This is a genomic window from Bradyrhizobium sp. LB11.1, from assembly GCF_040549385.1.
Classification (GTDB): domain Bacteria; phylum Pseudomonadota; class Alphaproteobacteria; order Rhizobiales; family Xanthobacteraceae; genus Bradyrhizobium.
Genome location: NZ_JBEPTH010000003.1, coordinates 414,031 through 438,508, shown reverse-complemented (window position 1 = coordinate 438,508; position 24,478 = coordinate 414,031). Strand labels below are relative to the sequence as shown.

Here is a 24,478-nt window from a genome sequence, read left to right as displayed (position 1 = left end):
TGAGCTGACGGTCCCGAGAGCCGAGACGAGATACTGATATGCGCCGTACGCCACGTCTAATCGCAGCCGCCGTCCTGATCGCCTTTACGGGCCTCCTGGGCGGCTGCTCCAGCGGCGGATTCGATCCGAGCGATCTGCTCGACTTCCTCGACACCAAGAAGAAGCTGCCGGGCGACCGCAAGCCGGTATTCCCCGAGGGCGTGCCGGGTCTCGAGCAGGGCGTGCCGAAGGACATGTACAAGGGCGCGCAGCAACAGCAGGATGCGAACGCGCCCGCCGTCGCGGCGCTGCCGGCCGAACCGCCGCCCGCGGAGCCCGCGAAACCGTCGAAATCCGCCAACGCGAAGAAGACCAGGCAACCGGCCACGACCGCAGCCGCACCAGCTGAAGCGCCGGCCGGTGAGGTCGATGGCGAGGCCCAGCCCGAGGCGGCCCCGGCGCCGGCTGCCGCACCGCCGAAGCACAAGATTGTCCGCAAGCGCACCACTGCGCCGCCGCCGGACCAACAACCCGCACAGCAGCCGGCACAATCGGCGCAGACCACCCAGCAACAGCAGTCGCCGGGAGCGTTCCCGGCGCCGCTGCCCAGCGGCAGTTTCTCCCGCTGACATTTTTCACTGAATTGACAGGCGCCACCTCCGCGGCGCACGAATGACTGATGTCCTTTACAATTGCCATTATCGGCCGGCCCAATGTCGGCAAGTCAACGCTGTTCAACCGCCTCGTCGGACAGAAGCTCGCGCTCGTCGATGATCTGCCGGGCGTCACCCGCGACCGCCGCGAGGGCGAGGCCAGGCTCGGCGATCTCGAATTTACCATCATCGACACTGCTGGCCTCGACGAAGGCGCCAAGGGCTCGCTGACGGCACGGATGCAGGAGCAGACCGAGGCCGCGATCGCACAAGCGGATGCGCTGTTCTTCGTGATCGATGCCCGCATTGGTCTCACGCCGACCGACCGCGCCTTCGCCGATTTCGCCCGCAAGGCCAACAAGCCGGTGCTGCTGGTCGCCAACAAGAGCGAGGGCAAGCATGGCGATGCCGGCGCGATGGAGGCCTTTGCGCTCGGCCTCGGCGATCCCATCCAGGTCTCAGCCGAGCACGGCGAGGGCATGGGCGAGTTGTATGACGCCCTCCGGGAGTTGATGCCGGAGCCCGTCGAAGAGGATGAGGTCGAGGACGACGAGCCGCTCACCGAGGAAGAGGCCGCGACGCGCCCGATCCGGGTCGCCATCGTCGGCCGGCCCAATGCCGGCAAGTCGACCATGATCAACCATCTGCTCGGCGAGGAACGCCTGCTGACGAGCCCGGAGGCAGGCACCACGCGTGATTCCATCGCGGTCGAGATCAACTGGAAGGGCCGGGAGTTTCGCGTGTTCGATACTGCGGGTTTGCGCCGGCGCTCGCGCATCGAGGAGAAGCTCGAAAAACTCTCGGTCGCCGACGCATTGCGCGCGGTGCGTTTTGCCGAAGTCGTCGTGATGATGATGGATGCGCAGAACCGCTTCGAAGAGCAGGATCTTCGTATCGCCGACCTGATCGAGCGTGAGGGCCGCGCGGTCGTGCTCGCGGTCAACAAATGGGACCTGATGGAGAGCAAGGGTGGCGGCACCATCTCCGGCCTGCGCCGCGATGCCGACCACTGGCTGCCGCAGATCAAGGGCGTGCCGATCGTCGCCGTTTCCGGCTTGATGGGCGAGGGCATCGATCGCCTGATGCAGGCGATCCAGGACGCCTATGCGCTCTGGAACAGGCGCGTCTCGACCTCGGCGTTGAACCGCTGGTTCGAAGAGGCGGTCCAGGCCAATCCGCCGCCCGCGGTGTCGGGCCGCCGGCTGAAGCTGAACTATATCACGCAAACCAAGGCGCGTCCGCCGAGCTTCGTGCTGTTCTGCTCGCGCGCGGATGCCGTGCCGCAATCCTATTTGCGCTACCTGACCAATTCCATGCGCGAGGCTTTTGAGCTGCCGGGCACGCCGGTGCGGATTACCTTGCGCGAGAAGGCCAACCCCTTCGCCCACAAGCGCAAGCGGCCGTCGTGAGCAACGATGCCGGTGAGGCGATGGCGCAAGGCGCTGCGCCGATCCGGCGTGGTGCCGTCGCCTTCATCTTCGTCACCATCCTGCTCGACATGCTCGCGCTCGGCGTGATCATGCCGATCCTGCCCAAGCTGGTCGAGAGCTTCGTCGGCAACGACACCGCGCAAGCGGCCCGCATCTTCGGCCTGTTCGGCACCGCCTGGGCGTTGATGCAATTCGTGTTCTCGCCGCTGCTCGGCGCGCTGTCGGATCGCTTCGGGCGCCGGCCGGTGGTGCTGCTGTCGAATTTCGGGCTTGCCGCCGACTACGTGCTGATGGCACTCGCGCCGTCGCTGAATTGGCTGTTCGTCGGCCGCGTGATCTCCGGCATCACCTCGGCCAGCATCTCGACCGCGTTCGCCTATATCGCCGACATCACGCCGCCGGAGCGGCGCGCGGCGGTCTTCGGCAAAATTGGCGCGGCGTTCGGCGCGGGCTTCATCCTGGGTCCGGCGCTGGGCGGTCTGCTCGGCGATATCGATCCGCGACTGCCGTTCTGGGCGTCGGCGGGCTTGAGCTTTGCCAATGCACTCTATGGTCTGTTGATCTTGCCGGAATCATTGGCGTCGGAAAAGCGCGCGTCGTTTCGCTGGACGCGCGCCAATCCGGTCGGGGCGGTTTATCTCTTGCGGTCCAACGCAGGGCTAACGGCGCTGTCGGTCGTCAATTTCATCGCGCAGGTTGCGCATGTCGTGCTGCCGTCGACTTTCGTGCTCTACGCGACCTATCGCTACAGCTGGGATTCCAAGACCGTCGGACTGACGCTCGCGATGGTCGGCGTCGGCGCCATGGTGGTGCAGGGGCTCGCAATTGGCCCGATCGTGCGAATGCTCGGCGAGCGTGGCGCGCTGCTGCTCGGATTGTGCTGTGGCGCCGTTGGATTTGCGATCTTCGGCAGCGCGCCGACCGGGCCGCTGTTCTGGATCGGCATTCCCGTGATGTCGCTGTGGGGGATCTCGGGAGCCGCACTGCAGTCGCTGATGACACGGCTGGTCGCGCCCGATCAGCAGGGCCAGTTGCAAGGCGCGACCGGGAGCGTACAGAGCGTGGCGCAGCTCGTCGGCCCGTTCCTGTTCACGCTGACGTTTTCCTATTTCATCGGCGGCAGCACGCCGCTGCATTTGCCTGGCGCGCCGTTCTTGCTCGCGGCCGCATTGATGGTGTTGTGCGTGGCGATAGCGGTGCGGACGCTGGCCGCGACGAAGACGGTATCGTAGGGTGGGCAAAGGCGCTTAGGCGCCGTGCCCACCATCTCTTCGCGACCTCAAGAGGCGGTGGGCACGCTTCGCTTTGCCCACCCTACCGCCGCTTTGACGGCGTTACTTCTTCACCAGCGGACACTCGCTGTCTTTGAGCGGCCTTGCGGCTTCTTCCGCGGGGATGGTGGCGACCAGCTTGTAATAGTCCCACGGTCCCTTCGACTCCTCGGGCTTCTTCACCTCGAACAGATAGGCCGGGATGATGCGGCGGCCGTCTTCTCGCAGCGGGCCCTTGCCGAACAACGGATCGTCCGTCGGCAGCTTCTTCATTTCGGCGACGACCTTGGCGCCGTCATGCGGATTGCCGCCGAGGGCTTCCATCGCCTTCAGATAATGCAGCACGGCCGCATAATTGCCGGCCTGGGTCATCGACGGCATCGCGTGGTTGGTCACTTTCTCCTGGAAGCGCTTTGACCACGCGCGAGTGCCATCGTTCAGATCCCAATAGAAGGATTCAGTGAAGGTCAGGCCGTGCGCGGTCTTCAGGCCGAGTGAGTGGACGTCGTTGATGAACAGCAGCAGCGCGGCGAGTTTCTGGCCGCCTTCGACGATGCCGAACTCGGCCGCCTGCTTGATCGCGTTGGTGGTGTCGCCACCGGCGTTCGCAAGCCCGATGATCTTGGCCTTCGAGTTCTGCGCCTGCAGCAAGAAGGACGAGAAGTCCGACGTGTTGAGCGGATGCTTGACGCCGCCAAGCACCTTGCCGCCATTCGCGGTAATGACCGCGCTCGTGTCGCGCTCCAGCGCGGCGCCGAAGGCATAGTCGGCGGTCAGGAAGAACCAGCTGTCGCCGCCGGCCTTGGTCAGCGCCTTGCCGGTGCCGGTGGCAAGCATGTAGGTGTCGTAACTGTAGGAGATGGTGTTGGCGTTGCAGGCCTTGCCGGTGAGGTCGGCGCTGGCGCCGCCATTGTTGAGCAGGACGGCGTTCTTTTCCTTGACGACGTTGCTCACCGCCAGCGCGACGCCGGAATTCGGCGTGTCGGCGATCGCGTCGACCTTCTGGGTGTCGATCCACTGGCGCGCGATGTTGACGCCGACGTCCGGCTTGTTCTGGTGATCGCCGCTGATGACCTCGATCTTCCAGCCCTTGGCGAGCAGGCCGGAATCCTCGACAGCCATCTTGACGGCCACAACGGAGTTCGGGCCGCCGATGTCGGCGTAAAGGCTGGACATGTCGTTGAGCACGCCGATCGTGACGGTCTTGTCCTGGGCGTAGGCTGATGTGGCAAAACCGAAAGCGGCGCAGGCAAGAAGGGCCGCTGAGCGGCGCGCGAACGTCGTCGTCATAAAAGGTTTCCTCCATTGTCAAATATGCGGACGGCTCTCTTGCGGAGCCTTGTTCCGGCGGATTCCGTAGCCTGTCCCAGGGGCGGCGGCAATGCGCCTAAAGCCGGATGACGCTGCGTCGTAGCGTCATCCGTCGGTTAACCTTTGGATAAAATGCGTTGAGGCGCTATTTCAGCGCGTCCGAAATCAGCTTGAATTTCTGGATGCGCTTTCCGGTGTCGACCTCGGCGGTATAGACGTTACCCTTGGCATCGACCGCCATGGCATGCCACCCAGTGGAATTGCCCGGCATTGCGGCCGTTGTGCCCAAAGCTGCCGACCACGCTGCCGTCCTCGCGCTTGATGATCCGGATCTCGTTGTTTTCGCCGTCGGCGCTGAGCAGCCAGGTTTGCTTCGGATCAGGCCAGATCGCGATATCCCATACCGCGCCGTTGCCGAGCGTGTTTTTCTCGAAGAAAAACTCCTTCACGAAGGTGCTGTCCTTTTTGAACACCTGGATGCGGTTGTTGATGCGGTCGCAGACATAGACGAGGCCGTCATTGGCGATCTTTACGCAATGGACGGGATTGCCGAATTGCTGGGACGCTGGCGCCTTCGGGTCATAGGCCGCCTGTTTGTTGTCATCAGGCTTGTTGCCGTAGGCCCCCCAGTGCCGCTTGTAGGCGAGCATTGTCGCATCGAACACGATGACGCGGCGGTTGCCATAGCCGTCGGCGACGTAGATTTCGTTCGCTTCCTTGTCGAGCGCGGTTTCGGCGGGCTTGCCGAGCTGCGTCGTGTCGTTGCTGCCAAGGCTCGGCGCGATCTTGCCGATCTGGCCGACGAACTTGCCGTCGAGCGTGAATTTCAGGATCGCATTGTCGTTGTCGGCATTGCCCCGATCCAGACGAAGCCGGCGGGATCGACCTCTATGCCGTGCTCTCGACCGACCCATTCATAGCCGGGGCCGGGCCCGCCCCAGGACCGCAGCAAATTGCCGTCAACGTCGAATTCGAGCACGGGCGGCGCGGACACGCAGCACTTCGAGCGCGGCGGGTTGAGGCTCGCGCCTTTCTCGTCATCGGTGAGCGAGCGTGGACGGTGGATCACCCAGATGTGCCCTTGCCAGTCGACGGTGATGCCGCCGACCTGGCCGAGGATCCAGTTGTTCGGGAGTTGCTTCGGCCAGGAGGCATCGACCGCGAAGGCCGGGACGTCGCCTGCGTTGGCCACGCCCGGAAGAACAAATGCGATGGCCGCGATCAGGATGGAGAAAGCGTGCGAGATACGCGCGAGAGCACGGTTGAGCCCTGTACGATCAAGCCTCGCGCGATCATGCCATGGCACCATGGCAACCTCCCTTTTTTGGCTTGCGGCTTGCTGCCGCTTGAGCGCGGGCAGTCAATCGCGGGGAGGCGCTTGAGTCAAATCAGGCCGGCGAGCGGAAGCTCATCAAGGTCCGCGCCTTGTAATCGTAGAACTTGCCGGTCTCGGTCCAGTCGGGCGCGCACATCGGGACGATGAATTCGGCGACCTGCTCGGCCGTGTCCAGCGTCGCGGGATCCTCGCCCGGCATCAGCGTAGCGCGCATGCGGGTACGGACCGGGCCCGGATTGAACAGGTTGACGCGCAGCGGCGTGTTCGCCGTCTCCTGCGCCCAGGCCCGCGCCAGCGTCTCCAGCGCAGCCTTGGAGGCGGCGTAGGGGCTGACATAGGCGGTCGCCTTGTTGGCGGCGCCCGAGGTGACGAACACGGCGCGCCCGGCATCGGACTGCTTCAGAAGCGGCTCCATGCAGCGGATCAGCTGGAAGTTCGCGGAGACGTTGACGGCCATGACATCGTTGAACGTCTTGAGCTCGATATGGCCGACCGGCGAGGAAGGGCCGAGCACGCCGGCATTGCCGACGAGGATGTCGAGCTTGCCGTAGCGTTCATGCAGGCCCGCGCCTAACCGCGCGATGCCGTCGGAATCAGTGAGATTGAGCGGCACCAGCGTGGCGCTGCTGCCGCCTACCTTGTGGATCTCGTCATCGAGCTCCTCGAGCCCGCCCTGCGTGCGCGCGGTCGCAACGATATGCGCGCCTGCCTTCGCCAGCGCGAGCGCCGTGGCGAAGCCGATGCCGCGCGAGGCGCCGGTGACGAGAGCGATGCGGTTTGCGAGGGGCTTTGTCATGGCGGGGGTATTGCAGAGGCGGCCGGTCCGCACAAGCCCGCGAGGGTGTCATTCCGGGGCGCACTGCGCGCCCCGGAATGACAGCTGAGGATCAGCTCGCCTCCGCCAGCAGCGACAGCTGTCGCGGCTGCTGCTCGGTCTGGGTCTGGTCGGTGAGGTGGGTCGGATAGGCGCCAGTGAAGCAGTGGTCCGAGAATCTCGGATTGGCCGGGTCGCGGCCGGGCTCGCCCATGGCGCGGTACATGCCGTCGATCGAGAGGAAGGCAAGCGAGTCGGCGCCGATGATCTCGCGCATCTCCTCCAGCGAATGCGTCGCGGCCAGGAGGCCACCGCGGTCGGGCAGGTCGATGCCGTAATAATCGGGATAGAGGATCGGTGGCGAGGCGAGGCGGAAATGCACTTCCTTGGCGCCGGCATCGCGCATCATGCGCACGATCTTCTTCGAGGTCGTTCCGCGCACCAGCGAGTCGTCGATCAGGATGATGCGCTTGCCTTCGATCGCGGCGCGGTTCGCTGAATGCTTCATGCGCACGCCCGACTCGCGGATCGCCTGCGTCGGCTGGATGAAGGTGCGGCCGACATAGTGATTGCGGATGATGCCAAGCTCGAACGGCACGCCCGAATGCTGGCTATAGCCGATCGCGGCGGGCACGCCGGAATCCGGCACCGGCACCACGACGTCGACGGGCACATGGCTCTCGCGCGCGAGCTGCGCGCCAAAATTCTTGCGCACCTCGTAGACCGAACGGCCGTGGACGATGGAATCCGGCCGGGAGAAATAGATGTATTCGAAGATGCAGGGCCGCGGCGCGATCGGCGGGAACGGCTTGTGGATGTCCTGGCCACTCTCGTCGAACACGATGACTTCACCTGGCTCGATGTCGCGCACGAAGCGCGCGCCGATGATGTCGAGCGCGCAGGTTTCCGATGTCAGGATCGGGCAGCCGTCGAGCTCGCCGAGCACCAGCGGGCGGATGCCACGTGGATCGCGCGCGCCGACCAGCTTCTTGTTGGTCAGCGACACCAATGCATAGGCGCCCTCGATCTCGCGCAGGGCGTCGATATAGCGCTCGATGAAGCGGCTGCGCCTGGAGCGCGCGACGAGATGCAGGATCACCTCGGTGTCGTTGGTCGACTGCATCATCGCGCCGTTCTTCACGAGCTCGCGGCGCAGCGTCAGGCCGTTGGTGAGGTTGCCGTTGTGGGCGACCGCAAGGCCGCCGGCATTGAGCTCGGCGAACAGCGGCTGCACGTTGCGCAGGATGTTGGCGCCGGTGGTGGAATAGCGGACATGGCCGACGGCCATATTGCCGGGCAGGCGGTCGATCAGCTCGCGGCGGGAGAAGGTGTCACCGACGAGACCGAGGCGGCGTTCGGAATGGAAGCGGCTGCCGTCGTAAGAGACGATGCCGGCGGCTTCCTGGCCGCGATGCTGAAGGGCGTGGAGGCCGAGCGCCGTGATGGCGGCTGCGTCCGGGTGTCCGTAGATGCCGAAGACGCCGCATTCCTCGCGCAGCGTATCTCCCTCCAGGTCGTCCTGAAGCTCTAGCGCGGCGGAGCCGGGATCGAGTTCAGTATGGGCGTCCTGGTCAGGGTGTCGCATCTCGTCCGCGCCTCTCTTTAGGGCTCAATCAACGCGCCGCAGGTTTCTCGATCAGCTTCTTCAGGCTGTCACGAGCAGGTTTACTGTATCCGTCGCCGCTGCCCGAAGGCTGTTGCTCGGTATCAGCTTGATCATCATCTGGTTTGTTTTTCTTGAATCTCTTCAAGATGGTGTTCTCGGGGTCATCCGGCAAGAGGGACATCAGCCAATCCCCGGTTCCCTGGAGCACCACGCGGGATTTTGCCCCCGAGACCCAGTCCGGACGCTGCTTGTCCGGCACCAGCCAGGTGAAGAACAGGAAGGCCACCACGACAATCAAAAGCCCGCGAGCCAGCCCGAACAGGAAGCCGAGGGTGCGGTCCAGCGCCCCGATCCGCGAATCCAGGATCATGTCGGAGATCCGGACCGTGATCACGGAGACCACGACCAGGGTACCGACGAACACACCGGCGACCACGACCACGCTCGCGACGGTGTCGTTGTTGAAATAAGTCTTGGCGGTCGGCAGCAGCTTGGAGAAAGAGTACAGCGTCACGATCGCCGCAGTGCCCCAGGCCGCGATCGAGAGGATTTCGCGCATGAAGCCGCGGACCATGGCGAGCAGGCCCGAGATCAGCATCACACCGAGCATGATCAGGTCGAGGAGTGTTACTGGCATCGGCTGGTCTGGTCCGCTCGTACGCTCAAGGGGTGCTCAGCGAATCGGTGTTTGGCCGCCACCCTAAGTGAGGGCCGGACGGCGTTCCCGGCAAGGCCGCAACCACGCAATCCCGTGCTGCTTTTGTGACGGCTGTATAGCGGTGGGGGCGCTTGACGTCACCACCACCTAACCCTCTCCGCGGCGGAATCTTGCCGGTGTGGCATTTTTCTCCGCCGGCGGGGGCGAGTCGCCGCGGCGGGAGCCCTTGGCGGCGATTTCGGCGACCAGGGTTGTGAGGCTGTTGACCGCGTTCAGGGTCAACCCGGCGTCACCGCTGGCATCGGCGCCTCGGGCCGATTCGGGCAGCACGGCGCGTTTGAAGCCGAGCTTGACCGCCTCCTTGAGCCGGGCCGGGGTCTGCGCCACCGGGCGGATGACGCCGGACAGCGAGATTTCGCCGAAATAGACCGCATCCGTGGGTAACTGCGCATTAACCAGCGAGGAAACCAGCGCAGCCGCCGCGGCCATATCGGCCGCCGGCTCGTGAATGCGCAGGCCACCCGCGACGTTCAGATAGACGTCGTGGCCGGACAGCTTGACCCCGCAATGCGCTTCCAGCACCGCCAGCACCATCGAGAGCCTGCTCTGATCCCAGCCGACCACGGCGCGGCGCGGGGTGCCGAGCGATGTCGGGGCCACCAGCGCCTGTAATTCGACCAGAACGGGCCGCGTGCCCTCGATGCCCGCGAAGACTGCGGTGCCGGGGGTGCCGAGGTCACGCTCGGACAGGAACAGCTCCGAGGGGTTGGTGACCTCGCGCAGGCCGAGGCCGGTCATCTCGAACACGCCGATCTCGTCGGTCGGACCAAAACGGTTCTTGACCGCGCGCAGAATGCGGAATTGCTGTGAGCCTTCGCCCTCGAAGGACATCACGGCGTCGACCATGTGCTCGACGACGCGGGGGCCCGCGATCTGGCCGTCCTTGGTGACGTGGCCGACCAGGATGATGGCGGCACCCGTCTTCTTGGCGAAACGAATCAGCGCCTGCGCCGAGGCACGCACCTGCGTGACCGTGCCGGGCGCCGATTCGACCGTGTCGGTCCACATGGTCTGAATCGAGTCGATCACGATCAGCCGGGGAACCGCGCCTTCCGACAGCGTCGAGACGATGTCCTCGACCGAGGTCTCGGCCGCGAGCTGTACCGGCGCATCGGACAGCCCGAGCCGCTCGGCGCGCAGCCGCACCTGGGCGATGGCTTCTTCGCCGGATATGTAGACGATGCGATGGCCGGCACGCGCCATCAGGCTGGTCGCCTGTGTCAGCAGCGTCGATTTGCCGATGCCGGGATCGCCGCCGACCAGCAGCACCGAGCCGCGGACGAAGCCGCCGCCCGTGACGCGATCAAGCTCGGTCATGCCGGAGGACAGGCGCGGCGCATCCTGGGTTTTGCCCGACAGGCTCTCCAGCGCAAACGTCCGGCCCTTGCGCTTGGAGCGGATCGAGACCGGCACGCTGCCGGTCGCGTCCTCCTCGGCCAGCGTATTCCACTCGCCGCAGGACTCACACTTGCCCTGCCAGCGGTTATAGGCCGCGCCGCAGTTCTGGCAGACGAAGGACAGTGTGTTCTTGGCCATGGGCGTGAATCATGCTCAGGGAGATTGCGTCGCGTTCCATAGCATGGAGAGCCCTGCTGCGACCATGATCGCGTCCATCACCAGGCGGAACATCTCCGGCTTCAGGTGCAGCACGAAGCGCTTTGCGACGAAAGCGCCGGCCATCAGCGACGAGCCCGCGACCAGGCCCTTGATGAAGACGTCCTGCGTCAGCGCACCGAAGCGCTCGAACGTTACTGATTTGGCGAAGTAGAGGCCAAGCGAGGCGGCGGCTTCGGTCGCGAGAAAGGCGCCTTTGCTGAGGCCATAGAACAGGAATAGCGGCACGCTGAGTGGGCCGGTCGAGACCACGATGCCGGTGAGATAGCCGATGATCGCGCCGCCGATCGCGAGATGCCAGAGATTTGCCTTGAGATCGTGCCGCGCCAGCCAGTGCCGCGCCGGCACCATCGCGATCAGGAAGATGCCGATGGCGAGATCGACGGCGTGCGAGGGCAGAGCCAAGAGCGTCCGTGCGCCCAGCACTGCGGCCGGGATGCCCGTGACCGAATAGGCCAGACAGGCCCGCCAGTCGACCTCGCGCCACCACGCCAGAATCCGCGAGAAATTCGCCATCACGGAGGCGACAGCCATGATCGGCACGGCCTCCTTCGGCCCATAGGCGTAGGCCAACACCGGCATCAGCATGATCGACGAACCCGTGCCGACGATGCCGGAAATGGTGCCAGCGATCAGGCCAACGCTGAGGACGAACAGAAAGGCCAAGGGAAGGGCTCCTGGGAATCGAAATAGTGTAGCCGGAGGAGAGGGCATGAGTGAATGGCGGCGTTAGTTCCTTTGTGTCCGGGACGGGCTGTGCAGCGTCCGGGGGCACGCGACCGAATGACTGACATGAGTTCACATCCTCGCGGCTTGTTTCGCCCGAGCTTTGCCAATGCCTCCCCCTCAATTGAAAGAGGGCGCAGGGAAGACCGGGTGCCGGCTGGCACCCGCGGTCCACTGTGCGACAGTTGCGCTACAAGAATCTGCACAGCGGCATACAGGCGAAGCCGAGACATCCGGCCTTCCCTGCGCAGTGGTTTGACGGCTTATGTCGTGCTCTCCCCGGGGAGCGATGCACTATTGCCCCCGTCGCCTCGCAGATGACTGATACGCGAACCCGGTTGGGTCACACGCATCACCGCGAGACTTGGCGCACAGACCCCGGGCGCCAGGACCACACGATTTTGCCGTACGCAAATCACACCGGTCGTACGCGCGATGGTCTCGCTCACGGTTGCCCGCCCTGCAAGACCCTTCGCGCCGATGTGACCCACGTCCACCGCCGTCCGGCCCGCGTTCGTGACGATCGCGATACGCCCCTCTTCCTTGGGCCGGGTTGCGCGACACATACGCCGTTTCCGAATTTCGGTAAAGTGGAATATTTTTGGTCGCGTGGATTGCCCCACAGCCAGGGTGTTTTGCCCGTCGGGCAACGCAAGATCTCGTAGCCCGGATGGAGCGCAGCGCAATCCAGGCCAGGTCGCGCGCAAGGTCCCGGGCCAGGCGTCAGCCCTGTTCGTCCATCACGCGCAGCTTCTCGACGCGACGGCGGAAGTCTTCGTCCGTCGAAAATTCGGCAGAGAGATAGGACGAGACGAGATCGACGGCGAGCCAGGCGCCGACGATCTGTGCGCCGATGCACATGACGTTGACGTCGTCATGCTCGACGCTCTGGTGCGCGGAATGGACGTCGTGGCAGACTGCAGCGCGAATGCCCTTCATCTTGTTGGCGGCGATCGAGGCGCCAACGCCGGTGCCGCAGACCATGATGCCGCGTGCGGCTTCGCCCGAGGTAACCTTCTGTGCTACGGCTCGCGCAATGTCGGGGAAGTCTACCGGCTTGTCGTCATAGGAGCCGACGTCGACGATTTCGTGGCCGAGCTTGCGGATGTGGTCGATGACGGTCTGCTTGAGCGGCCAGCCGGCGTGGTCGGATCCGATGACGAGACGCATGTGATGTCCTTCTTCAATCTTGCAATGGCCGTGACAGCCGCTAGCGGCTGTCACGATGTCTCTCTGGTTCAGCTGCGCATGTCGGGCGGCAGCTCGACCCCGTGGAACTTCTTGTAGATCGCGTTGAGCTTGCCGTTCTTGACGTTCTCGGTGATCCAGGCGTTGAGCTTGTCCATCAGGCGCTGCTCGCCCTTCTTGAGGCCGATCGCGAGGTCGAAGGTCGCAAGTGGGATCTTCGACTCGAAGATACGGGCCGGATTCTTGACGCCGATCTGGTTGATGATCGTGGCCGACGTGCCGACGCAATCGACCTGGCCGGAGACGGCCGCCGTGACTTCCGTGGCGTCGTCGTCATAGCGGGCGATCTTCAGCTCCTTGTCCTTCATGTTGGACAGAGTGGTATCCTGGGTGGTGCCGCGCGAGACGCCGATCGTCTTGTCCTTCAGATCGGGCCAGTCCTTGACGTTCATCGATTTCAGACAGCCGACGTCGGACTGCAGCGTCGCATAGCGCTTGGTGAAGTCGATCACCTTGGCGCGATCGGGCGTCACCGACAGGGTCGAGATGATGATGTCGGCCTTGCCTGTCAGGACGTTGGGGATACGGGTTGCGCCAGTGGTCTGGACAAATTCGAGCTCGAGCCCCCCAGTCCTTGGCAAGCAATTGCGCCACCTCGACGTCGGAGCCGGTCGGCTTCATGTTCGAATCCATCATGCCCGATGGCGGGATGGCGACGTCCGTCGAGATACGGATCTTCTTGGCCTGCATGATGTCGTCGAGCAAATCGGCCGATGCCGGCGTGGTAGCCAGCATGACGAGACCGAACAGTACGGCAGTCCCCAGCAATGTCTTGTTGGTCATCCTTGGTTCTCCTCTCCCTGTTATGATTTTAGGTTTCCTGTGCCGACGAATTGCGTCAGCTCCGGCGTCGTTGGCGACGTCAGGATCGAGGCGGGTCCGGTCTCATGAACCTTGCCGCGATGCATGAAGACGATGCGGTCGGCAATGCCCTTCGCAAAGCCCATCTCGTGGGTGACCATCACCATGGTCATGCCATCCGCCGCCAGTTGCTCGATCACCTTCAGCACTTCGGCGGTGAGCTCGGGATCGAGCGCCGAGGTGACCTCGTCGAACAGCATCACCTTCGGCTGCATCGCAAGCGACCGTGCGATCGCCGCGCGCTGCTGCTGGCCGCCCGACAGCTGCTCAGGATAAGCGTGAAGTTTTTCCTCGAGCCCGACCTGCGCCAGCACCTTGCGCGCCAGATCCTTGGCCTGCGATGTGGCTATGCCCTTCACCGCGCAGGGTGCCAGCGTGATATTCTGCTCGATCGTGAGATGGGGAAACAGATTGTAGCTCTGGAAGACGATACCGACGTCCTGGCGCAACGCGCGCAGGTCAACATCGGGACGGTCGACGCGGTGCCCGCACACGACGATCTCGCCGCCGTCGACCTTCTCGAAGCGGTCGATACAGCGCAGCGCCGTACTCTTGCCGGAGCCGGAGCGGCCGATCAGTGCCAGGACTTCGCCGCGCTCGACGGCGAAGGAGACGCCATCCAGCACAAGGAGCGGGCCGAAGCTCTTCTGCACGTCGCGGAGCGACACGATGGATTCGGGCGGGGAGGAGTTTTGCTGCATGTCAGACTGGCACGAGGTTGGACCTGCCACGCCCCATCCGCCGTTCCAGCTTCTGGCTGAGCAGCGATAGGGGATAGCACATGGCGAAGTAGACGACGGCGATGATGGCGTAGATCGCGAACGGCTCGAACAGCGAGTTGTTGACGATCTGGGCCGAGCGCATCAGCTCGACGAATCCGACGACGGAGGCGAGCGACGTGTTCTTGATGATCTGCACCATGAAGCCGACCGTCGGCGGCGTCGCGATTCGGATCGCCTGTGGGAGGATCACTTTCATCATCCGCTGGGTCCGGCTTAGCGCCAGGCCTTCGGCGGCTTCCCATTGCGGCTTCGGCACCGACTGGATGCAGCCGCGCCAGATCTCGCCGAGATAGGCAGCGACGTAGAGCGTCAGCGAGGCGCCGGCGGCTGCGAGCGACGATACCTTGAGGCCGATCGCGGCGAGGCCGAAATAGCCAAGGAACAGGATGACCAGCAGCGGCGTACCCTGGATGAGCTGCACATAGACGGCGCTGGCGATCCGCACCGATTTGAGCGGCGAGATCCGCGCGAGTGCGATCACGAAGCCGACGATGCCGCCGCCGATCAGCGCGATTGCGGACAAGCCAATCGTCCAAAGCGCGCCCTGTCCGAGGAATATCAAATGGTTGATGTTGAGATGTCCGCCCATGGTCATCTCACAGCGGCGTGCCGAGCCGGCGACGGCGCGGGAACAGAACCAGGCCGAGGCCCCAGAAACCCGCACGCATCACCAGGGACAGGATGACGTAGAGCACGGCGACGATGATGTAGGTCTCGAACGCGCGGTAGGTGTCCGACTGGATGTAGTTCGCGACCGCGGTCAGTTCTTCCGCCGAAATCTGCGAGCAGACCGAGGAGGCGAGCATTAGCAGAACGAATTGGCTGGTCAGCGCCGGATAGACCCTCTCAATCGCCGGCAGCAGGATGATGTGCCAGTAGATCTGCAGCCGCGACAGCGCCAGCCCTTCGGCTGCCTCGATCTGCCCGCGCGGGATCGCCTCGAAACCGGCGCGCATGATCTCGGCGGTGTAGGCGCCGACATTGATGGTCAGCGCTGCCACCGCCACGGTGAAGGCGGAGAATTTCATCCCCACGCTCGCGAGGCCGAAATAGACCAGGAAGATCTGCACCAGCAGCGGCGTGTTGCGGATCATCTCGACATAGACCTTGCAAGCCCTCGCGATCAGCGCGTTGTGCGTGCCTCGCCCGACCGCCGTGAGCGTACCGAGCAGGGCGCCGAACACTGTCGCGAAGGCCGCCAACTCCAGCGTCAGCGCAGCGCCGGCCAGAAAGCTCGGCCATCGCTCCAGCACCGCGGGAAAGTCGAGTTGCAGACTCATCGTCGTCGGTTCAGCCTGTGGTCTGGTTGGTCATACGGTCATAGACGCGGAACAGCGCCTGGTTGCCGTTGCCGCCTTCGCCATGGGCGCGGGCGTCGACATATTGGCTGGTGACGAGCGCGGTGCCGGGCAGCGGCACGCTCAGGGCCTGCGCGTGTTCCTGCACCAGGCGAAGGTCCTTGAGCTGCAGATCGATCCGGAAGCCGGCGGAGACGTCGCCCGCGATCATCGCGGGGCCGAGCTTGTCGAGCATCCAGGAGGCGGCGGAGCCACCGAGCAGCACGCGACGCAGCAGATTGAGATCCAGGCCCGAAGCGCGACCAAGCGCGAGTGCTTCGCAGATCGCCTGAATGTTGATGCCGCAGATGAGCTGATTGCACAGCTTGACGGTCTGGCCGGCGCCGGACGCGCCGACATGCGTGATAGTCGTGCCCATCGCACGGAAGAACGGTTCGGCCTGCGCGAAGGCGGCCGCATCGCCGCCGGCCATGATCGAGAGTGCGGCGTTCTTGGCGCCGAGCGGGCCGCCCGAGACCGGCGCGTCGATGAAGCCGATGCCGACCTTTTGCAGGTCGGTATGGATGCGACGGACCGCGACCGGCGAGATCGTGCTCATGTCGACGATGAGCTTGCCTGATGGCGGCGACTTCAGCAGGCCGTGCTCGCCGTAAATGGTCGCTTCGACATGGGGTGTGTCGGGCAGCATGGTGATGACGATGTCGGCGCCTTGCGCGGCATCGGCAGGACTCTTGGCGCGGGTCGCGCCTTCCTTGACGATGTCAGCAACAGCAGCCTGATTGAGATCGAAGGCGCGCACCGCGTGCCCGGCCTTCAGGAGGTTGCGCACCATCTCCAGGCCCATCGTGCCAATGCCGATGAAGCCGACGCTGCCCTTCTCGTTCCGTCCCATGTTCGTCGTCCGTTTCTTGTTTGACCGGCAGTCCGCGATCAGCCCGAGGCGATGGTCTTGTCGATGTCGCCAACGACGGCGCGTCGCCGGAATTCGTCGCCGATGGCAAAATGCTTGCGCAGCGTGGCGTCTGCGCGCTCGGGATCGCGCGCGATGACGGCCTCGAAGATGCGGCGGTGGTCGTCGATCAGATACGTCTTCATCGACTGAAATGCCTGCACCAGCTCGCGTCGGCTGCGATGCGAATGCGTCAGGAGGCCCGCCATCGAGCCGTGCAGCACCGAGAGCGTTTCCGAATGCGATGCCACGACGATGGCGCGATGGAATTCGAAGTCGGCCATGCCGCCGGCATCCGCTTCGTCGATCGTCTCTCCTATCTTGGCGAGCGTGCGCTGCAGCCGTTCAAAATCAGAAATGTTGGCGCGCTCGCAGGCAAGGCGAATCGCCTGGCATTCGATCGCGACGCGCGCCTGCATGACGTCGTCGAGCATGTCGGCGTGCTGGGCGAGCGCGAAGGTGAAGAAGTCGTTCAGCACCGAGACGTCGGGCCGCGTCACGACCGTGCCGATGCGGTCGCGGATCTCGACGATACCGAGGACGGTCAGGGCGCGCAGCGCCTCGCGGACGATCGGCCGGCTGACGCCGAGCAGTGTTGCAAGCTCGCGTTCCGAAATGAGGCGGTCGCCGGGCTTGAGCGATCCTGCAAGCAGGCGTTCACGCAGGAAGGCAAACACCTTCTCGAACCCTTTTTCGCCCTCGGCGGCCCTCTTCAGCTCCATCCCGATCTCTTCTTGGTCTGATCTTGGTAAGACCAGTATGATAACCAGAGCTGCCGCGTCAAGAGCCTTGGTTAATTGCGGGTGGCATAGGCGTTGCCAATCCGACCGGTTCCCCGGCCGGATCCTTAGAATTTGAAGCGTATTGATCGGAGCGTCGCTCAAAGAATTTGAGGTCTGTGATGCCCGACCGCCATTCCTTTTCCGCGCTCGACCGCCATGCGGTGCTCAGTGGATCCGACAACGGCTATCCTTGGGTTGCCGGCGCAATGCTTGCGGTCGAAACGAGCGAAGTGGTTCGCCTTCGCTGCGAGAAGCTCAGCCACGGCGACGAGGCTGCCGGGCACGAGGCCGTGCTGATAGTCAGCGAAAAGGTCGCGGCCGTTTTCGAAGCGTTTGCGAGCCTGCTCTCGGGCGCAACGCCGGCTACGGTCGTTCAGCGCTATCGGGAGCACGTGGCCGCCAACGCCAAGCGCCTGTCCGCGAGTTGAGACTTTTCGCGCCGGCAGCTGCGCAACTGGTCGCCTGTCGTCCGTGAACCCGCCGCTGCTGACAGCATGTTGGCAGCAGGGGCGGGCTATGACCACCTCCTGACAAAACGGAGAGCGGGTCATGCCGATCGAGGCAAGCTGTCATTGTGGTGAGACGGTGTTCGAGGTGACAGAGGCGCCCGCGAGCGTGACGCGCTGCACATGTTCGCTCTGCGCCAAGCGTGGCGCGCTGTGGGCTTATTACACGCCGGCGCAGTTTCGCCTGCTGTCACCCGCCGACAATGTCGCGACCTATCGCTGGGGCAGCCGGACCGTCAAACATCATTTCTGTGCAAGCTGCGGTTGCGGGACTTTCTCGGAATCGCCGGACTGGTCCACGGGAAAGCCTGACTTCGACAATCCCAAGGTCGGGGTCAACGCGCGCCTGTTCGACGATTTCGATCTGGAAGCCGTGCCGGTCAACATGATCGACGGCAAGAACCTGTGGTGAGGGCGCAGTCCTGCATGTCCCTACGGCGCCTTGCTTATTTCAGCACCACCCAGGCCGGCGCATGATCGCTGGCGCCATCCTCGCCGCGAATTTTCTTGTCGACGCCGGCCTTTGCCAGGCGTGAGACAAGGGCAGGGCTCACCAACAGATGGTCGAGCCTGAGGCCCGCATCGCGCGGCCACCGATTCCGCTTGTAGTCCCAGAAGGTGTAAATGCGCCTGTCTCCGTGCAGCTCGCGGATCGCATCGCACCAGCCTTGTTCGACCAGCGAGGCGAACGCCGCGCGGCTCTTCGGCTGGATCAAGGCATCCTTGTCCCATGACCGCGTCGGGTAGATGTCGATCTCCGTCGGCGCGACGTTGTAGTCGCCGGCGAGCACAACGGGCAGGTCCTGCTTGATGAAGGTCTTGGCGTGGCGCTTCAGCCGCGCAAACCAGTCGAGCTTGTAGTCGAACTTCGGGCCCGGCTGCGGATTGCCGTTCGGCAAGTAAATGCTGGTGACGATGACGCCGCGCACGGCAGCTTCGATGTAGCGCGCTTCGTGGTCATCGGGGCGTCCCGGCAGCCGGTCGCGCGTCAGCACGGGCTCGGCGTTGCGGGCGAGAATGGCGACGCCGTTCCAGGTCTTTTGTCCGCGCCAGACCGCGCCGTAGCCGGCCTTTTCGATCGCGGCTGCCGGAAATTCGCCATCACTTGCCTTCAATTCTTGAAGTGCAACCACATCGGGCTTCGCCGCGCGCATCCATGCGAGCAGATTGGGCAGGCGGCGGTTGATGTTGTTGATGTTGAATGTCGCAATCTTCATGTAGAGCTACCGGCTTCGGCCTTCTGTTACCGGAGATACCATGTCCAAGTTGAGCTTTGCCGCCGTTGCAGTCGTCGTCGCGTTCTCCGGGGTTGCTTCGGCACAATCGGCCGATCCGCGCGGTGCGTGCAAGGCGGATTACGACAAATTCTGCGCCGGCATCGCGCCCGGTGGCGGCAAGATCGTCGCCTGCCTCAACGCCAAGCGCGACCAGCTCAGCGCGACCTGCAAGGCGGCGCTGGACAGCCGGAAGAAGTAAGAGGCCCGTCAGCTCGGCAGCGGCGGCGGAGCCGCCGGCTGCTCGATCGGCGGCGGGGAGGGCGGCTGTTCGGCCGCCTGCGCGGGCTCCGGCTTTGCCAGCGCCTCTACGACATTGCCGCCCTTGTAGACGCGGGCATAGCGGGGCCCGAGACTGGTCAGCACTTCGTAACCGATCGTGCCGAAATGATGGGCGAGCTCGTCCACGGTGATGCCGTCGCCGAGCAGCGTGACCATGTGGCCGCGACGCGCCGCGTTCGGCGGCAGGTCGGTGATGTCGATCGCGATCAGATCCATGGAGACGCGGCCCGCCACCGGGCAGCGCTTGCCGGCAACGATCACCTCGGCGCCGCGGGTGCCGTCATTGGAGCTGGCGGCACGGAAATAGCCGTCGGCATAGCCGACCGCGATGATCGCGAGCCTGGTCGGTCGCCGCGCGGTCCAGGTGCCGCCGTAGCCAACGCTTTCACCGCGCTCGATCGTGCGGATCTGCACGACGCGCGCCTTGAGGTCGACCGCCGGCTGCATCGGATTGTCGGCCTCCGGCGTCGGATTGACGCCGTAAAGCGCGGCGCCCGGCCGTACCAGGTCGAACTGGAACGGCGCGCCGAGGAAGATGCCTGAGGAATTGGCGAGCGTCGCCGGCACACCGGAGAATTCGCTGGCAATGCTGCGGAAGGCCGCGAGCTGCTTGGCGTTGATCTGACTGTTGAGTTGCTCGGCCGAGACCAGATGGCTCATCACCAGCGTGATGCCGTGATCGCCGGCATTGATGCGGGGGATAATGGCCTGCGCCTCCGCAAGCGTCAGCCCGAGCCGGTTCATGCCGGTGTCGATGTGAATCGCGGCGCCGCCGGACCAGCCGGTGCGGCGGCAGAACACGTCCCATTCCGCGAGTTCGTTGAGATCGCCGATCACGGGACGGCAGTTGATCTTGGCGTAGTGCTCGCCGGTGTTCTGGAAATAGCCGCCGAGGACGTAGATCGTGGCGTCCGGTACCGCCGCGCGAGCGGTGCGCGCCTCCTCGATGGTGGCCACGAAGAAGGTCTTGCAGCCGGCCTTGTTCAGGGCGTGCGCGACCTGCGCGGTGCCGCAGCCATAGGCGTCGGCCTTGATCACTGCCGAGCACTCGGCCGGCACGGCGGTCTTCTCGAGCTTGCGCCAGTTGGCGATGATGGCGTCGAGATCGACGGTGAGCACGCCGCCGTGGGCTGCGAGCGCGGCAGCCTGATTGGCCTCCGCGGAGAGAAGGCCGGATTGCGGGATCATGTTCGGGTCGGACGCCATTGTCATGGCGTCGTTTTACGCAAGAGGCAGGCCCGGTTCAAGGAACTCAATAGTCGTTGCTGCTTCGAGCCGGCATCTGACTGTCAGGCGCGAGGTCGCTGAACCGCGTGACCGAGGCTTCGAACGCCAAATCGACGGTGCCTGTCGGGCCGTGGCGCTGCTTGCCGATGATGACTTCGGCCTTGCCGTACGCAAGGTCCATGTCCAGGCGCCATTTCTCGTGTTCGGGCGTGCCCGGGCGCGGCTCCTTCATCGCAAGGTAATATTCCTCTCGGTAAACGAACAGCACGACGTCGGCGTCCTGCTCGATTGATCCGGATTCACGCAGGTCGGAGAGCTGCGGTCGCTTGTCTTCGCGGGATTCGACCTGACGCGAGAGCTGCGACAGCGCGATGACGGGGACGTTGAGCTCCTTGGCCAGCGCTTTCAGGCTGGTCGTGATCTCCGTGATTTCCTGCACGCGGCTGTCGCTGGCGCGCTTGCCTGAGCCGGAGAGCAGCTGGATGTAGTCGATCACGAGCAGATCGAGGCCCTTCTGTCGCTTCAGCCGGCGCGCGCGCGCCATCAGCTGCGCGATCGACAGGCCGCCGGTCGCGTCGACATAGAAAGGCAGCGACTGCAGCTCGATCGAGACCTCCCGGATCTTGTCGAAATCGGCTTCCGAGATGCCGCCGCGACGGATGTGGGAGGAGGAAATGCCAGTGCGCTCGGCCACGATACGCGTGGCGAGCTGGTCGGCCGACATTTCGCAGGAGAAGAAGCCGATCACGCCGCCATTAGCGGCCTTCATAGTGCCGTCGGCCTGGAGCTCGGCGACATAGGCCTTGGCGACGTTGTAGGCGATGTTGGTCGCCAGCGACGTCTTTCCCATGCCGGGGCGTCCGGCGACGATGATGAGGTCGGAGTGTTGCAGGCCGCCCATCTTGTTGTCGAGGTCGCGCATGCCCGTCGAGATGCCGGACAGCTTTCCGTCGCGCTGGAACGCCTTTGCCGCGAGGTCGACCGCGACCGCCAACGCCTGCGAGAATTTCTGGAAGCCGCCGTCATAACGACCGGACTCGGCGAGTTCGTAGAGCCGCCGCTCGGCGTCCTCGATCTGCGCCCGCGGCGCGAAATCGACCGGTGCGTCATAGGCGACATTGACCATGTCCTCGCCGATGCCGATCAGGTCACGCCGCAGCGCTAGGTCGTAGACGGTGCGCCCATAGTCCTGGGCGTTGATGATGGTGGTCGCCTCAGCCGCGAGCCGCGCCAGATATTGGCCGATGGTCATGCCGCCGACGTCGGTGTCGGCGGGCAGGAACGTCTTCAGCGTCACGGGCGTGGCAATCTTGCCCATCCGGATCAGGCTGCCGGCGGTCTCGTAGATGGTCTGATGCAGCGGCTCGAAATAGTGCTTCGGCTCCAGGAAATCGGAGACCCGATAGAAGGCGTCGTTGTTGACCAGGATCGCGCCCAGAAGGCTTTGTTCCGCCTCGATATTATGCGGCGCGCTCCGATACGCGGGAGTTCCGGGTTCGGGCGCGAGTTTGAGGACGTTCGAATCAGTCAGGGCCATGGTCGAGCGATAGCAATTTTCTGGGGCAGATGCGGGGCCGGGATAAAGCGCCGCCTCAGCCCGAAGCGGAAGCAAAAGCTCGTCGCTATCAACCGATCATTAAAAATGGTGGATGATTAGCGGTCGCAGCATGCGCCGCGCTTGACGGATTTCTGCGGAACTCGCCAGGCGCTGGAAGTGGCCGCGACCGCACCACGGAAAAATCCGGATGCCGTGAACCTTATGGATTGAGGCGCAGACCTATCAAAGAGCGCGCGAAATGACGCACGCTGGCCGCTTTCGGCGCGGGATTCAGACCAGCAAGAGGTAGACCAGCGCAACCAGGGCCGCGCAGACGCCGGTGGCGATCAGGGCGTAATCGGTGCGGAGGTCGTCCTGCACGTCGAATGAGGTTTGGGTCTCTTTGCTCATGACGAGGATCTAGGCCAGGACCGGCCAGACTTAATGTGAAGCAGATCACATCTCCCCGGATTCTTTCGGGGTACCTCCGGAACAGGACTGGCGGGTAGGGGATTGTCTCTCATACCCTGCCACCAGGGAGACGAGGCAAGCCATGCGGCCAGAACGGCAGCTACAGGTTTGGCGAAGCGACGCGGGTCGGCTTTGGCTGTCCGGGCTGATCGCGGCTATGGAGCGTGCCGCACAACCGGAGCAGCGCCGCTTGCCGGTCGAGCCCGAAACCCTGGCGGAATTGCACGCCCAGTTAGCGTTACCGGTTTCTTTCCGGATCTCGCCGATTTCGACCGTTCGTCATTAGATTTCATTCACCAGCGAGCGTCAGCTTCGGCCTGGCGCCGCCCTCGAGGGCGCGCAACCGGGCTTCCTCGTGCGCGATATAGTCGCGGGTTATAGGAACCACTCCCTGGCGCTTGGTGAGCTGGATCTGGAAGTTCATCATGCCCTGCTTGCGGAACGTCATCTCGCAGGAGGCGAGATAAAACTCCCACATCCGCGCGAAGCGCTCGTCGTAGAGCTGCACGGCTTCCTCGCGCCGCGCCATGAAGCGTTGCCGCCAGGCCTTCAACGTCTCCGCATAATGCAGGCGCAGGATCTCGACGTCGCAGACCAAGAGGCCGGCGTCCTCGATCGACGGCAGCACTTCCGATAGTGAGGGAATGTAACCGCCGGGGAAGATGTATTTCGCGATCCAGGGATTGGTCGAGTCCGGGCCCTGCGAGCGGCCGATCGAGTGAAGCACCATGACGCCGTCCTCGCTCAGCAGCTCGGCGCAGCGCGCGAAATAGGTATCGTAGAACTTGACCCCGACATGCTCGAACATGCCGACCGAGATGATGCGGTCGAATGGCCCGTCGATGTCGCGATAGTCCTCGAGCAGGAAGTGCGCCGAACCGGTCAGGCCCTTCTCGACGGCGCGCGCGTTTGCGACCTGCAACTGCTCGGTCGACAGCGTAACACCAGTCACGTCAGCTCCTGCGGTCTCTGCGAGATAGAAGCTCAGCCCGCCCCAGCCCGAGCCGATGTCGAGCACGCGCTGGCCGCGGCTGACCAGCAGCTTTGCGGTGACGTGCCGCTTCTTGGCAAGCTGCGCGTCGTCGAGCGTGGCGTCCTGCGTCTCGAAATAAGCGCAGCTGTATTGCTTGTCGGCGTCGAGGAAGAGCGAATAAAGCCGCGCATCGAGATCGTAGTGATGCGCGACATTGCTGCGCGAGCGTGTCCGCGGATTGAACTGTTTCAGCTGCCGGGTGAGATAGCGCAGGTGCCACCAGGGTTTTGCCCACTGCGGCAGCAGGTCGGCTTGATCGAGCAGGATCGCGAGGGCATCGGCTATGGTGCCGCGCTCGACGACGAACTCCCCGTTCATGTAGGCCTCGCCAAGCCCGAGCTCGGGATTGATGAGGACTCTTCGTTGTGCATCTGCAGTGACGAAGCAGACTTCGACGGGCTCGCCCGAACCGTCGCCGACACTGAACTTCATTCCGCCCGCCGTGGTCACCGTCATCGACCCGCGGCGGATGAATTGAGACAAGAACTTGCGTAACAAGCGGTCCATCGACGTACACCTCTCGAGCGAACCCGAAAAGAAGCGAACAAACCCGGCCGTCATACATTCACGCCCGGAGAGACTATATCGTTCCCATGCGTTCGCATGTAAATCTAAGCAGCCTATTCCCGGCCCGCTAATGCGTTGTGTTCAAACCCGATATTCGAAAAACGCGTGATCACATGCTTGATGAGTGCGCTTCCATTCCCAGCACAATCGGCTAAAAGGTGACCGCCGCCGCGCCCGATGCCGGCGGCATCTTTCGGATTTCA

22 protein-coding genes and 2 pseudogenes are annotated in these 24,478 nt (G+C 64.1%); 6 read left to right on the top strand and 18 right to left on the bottom strand.

All coding sequences use genetic code 11. The annotated features are described in order from the left end of the window. Positions 1 to 38: 38 nt before the first annotated feature. From ABIA96_RS09770 to ABIA96_RS09760, 3 genes are read left to right on the top strand one after another with little or no spacing between them, the layout of a single operon-like run. Positions 39 to 608: a hypothetical protein gene (locus ABIA96_RS09770; RefSeq protein ID WP_354136825.1), complete on the top strand. Its 570-nt coding sequence runs from the start codon at positions 39 to 41 to the stop codon at positions 606 to 608. A 50-nt stretch (positions 609 to 658) separates the two neighbouring features. Further along, positions 659 to 2,041, top strand: a complete 1,383-nt coding sequence (gene der / locus ABIA96_RS09765) for a ribosome biogenesis GTPase Der (protein ID WP_354136824.1) — start codon at positions 659 to 661, stop codon at positions 2,039 to 2,041. Next, the gene (locus ABIA96_RS09760; protein WP_354136823.1) at positions 2,038 to 3,294 is read left to right on the top strand and encodes a TCR/Tet family MFS transporter; all 1,257 of its coding nucleotides are present in this window, start codon (positions 2,038 to 2,040) and stop codon (positions 3,292 to 3,294) included. Before der ends, ABIA96_RS09760 begins: the two co-directional genes overlap by 4 nt. 102 nt (positions 3,295 to 3,396) lie before the next feature. Here ABIA96_RS09760 and ABIA96_RS09755 read toward each other — a convergent pair whose 3' ends face one another. The 14 genes and pseudogenes from ABIA96_RS09755 to ABIA96_RS09690 all read right to left on the bottom strand — a co-directional run bounded on the left by ABIA96_RS09755 (position 3,397) and on the right by ABIA96_RS09690 (position 17,318). Continuing rightward, on the bottom strand, positions 3,397 to 4,623 hold the full coding sequence (locus ABIA96_RS09755; protein WP_354136822.1) for an ABC transporter substrate-binding protein: 1,227 nt from the start codon (positions 4,621 to 4,623) through the stop codon (positions 3,397 to 3,399). A gap of 166 nt (positions 4,624 to 4,789) precedes the next feature. Beyond that, a pseudogene (locus ABIA96_RS09750) lies at positions 4,790 to 5,953 on the bottom strand (NHL repeat-containing protein). A 79-nt stretch (positions 5,954 to 6,032) separates the two neighbouring features. After that, on the bottom strand, positions 6,033 to 6,776 hold the full coding sequence (locus tag ABIA96_RS09745) for an SDR family NAD(P)-dependent oxidoreductase (RefSeq protein WP_354136821.1): 744 nt from the start codon (positions 6,774 to 6,776) through the stop codon (positions 6,033 to 6,035). 91 nt (positions 6,777 to 6,867) lie between these two features. Continuing rightward, positions 6,868 to 8,379 carry an amidophosphoribosyltransferase gene (gene purF / locus ABIA96_RS09740; protein ID WP_354136820.1) on the bottom strand — a complete coding sequence of 504 codons (1,512 nt, stop codon included), beginning with the start codon at positions 8,377 to 8,379 and terminating at the stop codon, positions 6,868 to 6,870. A gap of 28 nt (positions 8,380 to 8,407) precedes the next feature. Then, the gene (locus ABIA96_RS09735) at positions 8,408 to 9,037 is read right to left on the bottom strand and encodes a CvpA family protein (RefSeq protein ID WP_354136819.1); all 630 of its coding nucleotides are present in this window, start codon (positions 9,035 to 9,037) and stop codon (positions 8,408 to 8,410) included. A 168-nt stretch (positions 9,038 to 9,205) separates the two neighbouring features. After that, a complete protein-coding gene (radA, locus tag ABIA96_RS09730) occupies positions 9,206 to 10,654 on the bottom strand; it encodes a DNA repair protein RadA (protein ID WP_354136818.1) in 1,449 nt (482 codons plus the stop codon). 15 nt (positions 10,655 to 10,669) lie between these two features. Then, a complete protein-coding gene (locus ABIA96_RS09725; RefSeq protein ID WP_354136817.1) occupies positions 10,670 to 11,398 on the bottom strand; it encodes a sulfite exporter TauE/SafE family protein in 729 nt (242 codons plus the stop codon). A 783-nt stretch (positions 11,399 to 12,181) separates the two neighbouring features. After that, positions 12,182 to 12,628 carry a ribose 5-phosphate isomerase B gene (gene rpiB / locus ABIA96_RS09720; RefSeq protein WP_212337312.1) on the bottom strand — a complete coding sequence of 149 codons (447 nt, stop codon included), beginning with the start codon at positions 12,626 to 12,628 and terminating at the stop codon, positions 12,182 to 12,184. Between the two features lie 68 nt (positions 12,629 to 12,696). Beyond that, positions 12,697 to 13,489, bottom strand: a pseudogene (locus ABIA96_RS09715) (transporter substrate-binding domain-containing protein). A 20-nt stretch (positions 13,490 to 13,509) separates the two neighbouring features. Continuing rightward, positions 13,510 to 14,268, bottom strand: a complete 759-nt coding sequence (locus tag ABIA96_RS09710; RefSeq protein WP_354136816.1) for an amino acid ABC transporter ATP-binding protein — start codon at positions 14,266 to 14,268, stop codon at positions 13,510 to 13,512. 1 nt (position 14,269) lies between these two features. Then, complete coding sequence (locus ABIA96_RS09705) at positions 14,270 to 14,938, bottom strand: amino acid ABC transporter permease (RefSeq protein WP_354136815.1); 669 nt, start codon at positions 14,936 to 14,938, stop codon at positions 14,270 to 14,272. A gap of 7 nt (positions 14,939 to 14,945) precedes the next feature. After that, positions 14,946 to 15,629, bottom strand: coding sequence for an amino acid ABC transporter permease (locus tag ABIA96_RS09700; protein WP_354136814.1), 684 nt, complete (start codon positions 15,627 to 15,629; stop codon positions 14,946 to 14,948). Between the two features lie 10 nt (positions 15,630 to 15,639). Then, entirely contained in the window at positions 15,640 to 16,578 is a 939-nt protein-coding gene (locus ABIA96_RS09695; RefSeq protein WP_354137125.1) for an NAD(P)-dependent oxidoreductase, read from the bottom strand. Beyond that, entirely contained in the window at positions 16,578 to 17,318 is a 741-nt protein-coding gene (locus ABIA96_RS09690; protein ID WP_354136813.1) for a FadR/GntR family transcriptional regulator, read from the bottom strand. The genes ABIA96_RS09695 and ABIA96_RS09690 overlap by 1 nt, the downstream gene beginning before the upstream one ends. Positions 17,319 to 17,497: 179 nt before the next feature. Here ABIA96_RS09690 and ABIA96_RS09685 point away from each other — a divergent pair, with 179 nt between their 5' ends. Both ABIA96_RS09685 and ABIA96_RS09680 read left to right on the top strand, forming a co-directional pair. Further along, entirely contained in the window at positions 17,498 to 17,806 is a 309-nt protein-coding gene (locus ABIA96_RS09685; RefSeq protein WP_354136812.1) for a hypothetical protein, read from the top strand. 121 nt (positions 17,807 to 17,927) lie between these two features. After that, complete coding sequence (locus ABIA96_RS09680) at positions 17,928 to 18,296, top strand: GFA family protein (protein ID WP_354136811.1); 369 nt, start codon at positions 17,928 to 17,930, stop codon at positions 18,294 to 18,296. 34 nt (positions 18,297 to 18,330) lie between these two features. Here ABIA96_RS09680 and ABIA96_RS09675 read toward each other — a convergent pair whose 3' ends face one another. Continuing rightward, on the bottom strand, positions 18,331 to 19,101 hold the full coding sequence (locus ABIA96_RS09675; RefSeq protein ID WP_354136810.1) for an exodeoxyribonuclease III: 771 nt from the start codon (positions 19,099 to 19,101) through the stop codon (positions 18,331 to 18,333). Positions 19,102 to 19,141: 40 nt separating this feature from the next. On the opposite strand from ABIA96_RS09675, the gene ABIA96_RS09670 reads away from it, so the two are divergent. Further along, complete coding sequence (locus ABIA96_RS09670) at positions 19,142 to 19,360, top strand: cysteine rich repeat-containing protein (protein WP_354136809.1); 219 nt, start codon at positions 19,142 to 19,144, stop codon at positions 19,358 to 19,360. 8 nt (positions 19,361 to 19,368) lie between these two features. Here ABIA96_RS09670 and alr read toward each other — a convergent pair whose 3' ends face one another. The 3 genes from alr to ABIA96_RS09655 form a co-directional block, all read right to left on the bottom strand. Beyond that, on the bottom strand, positions 19,369 to 20,646 hold the full coding sequence (alr, locus tag ABIA96_RS09665) for an alanine racemase (protein WP_354137124.1): 1,278 nt from the start codon (positions 20,644 to 20,646) through the stop codon (positions 19,369 to 19,371). Between the two features lie 46 nt (positions 20,647 to 20,692). Further along, a complete protein-coding gene (locus tag ABIA96_RS09660; RefSeq protein ID WP_354136808.1) occupies positions 20,693 to 22,204 on the bottom strand; it encodes a replicative DNA helicase in 1,512 nt (503 codons plus the stop codon). 760 nt (positions 22,205 to 22,964) lie between these two features. Next, positions 22,965 to 24,215 (bottom strand): cyclopropane fatty acid synthase, encoded by a 1,251-nt coding sequence (locus ABIA96_RS09655; protein WP_354136807.1) that lies wholly within the window; start codon positions 24,213 to 24,215, stop codon positions 22,965 to 22,967. Positions 24,216 to 24,478: the final 263 nt, after the last annotated feature.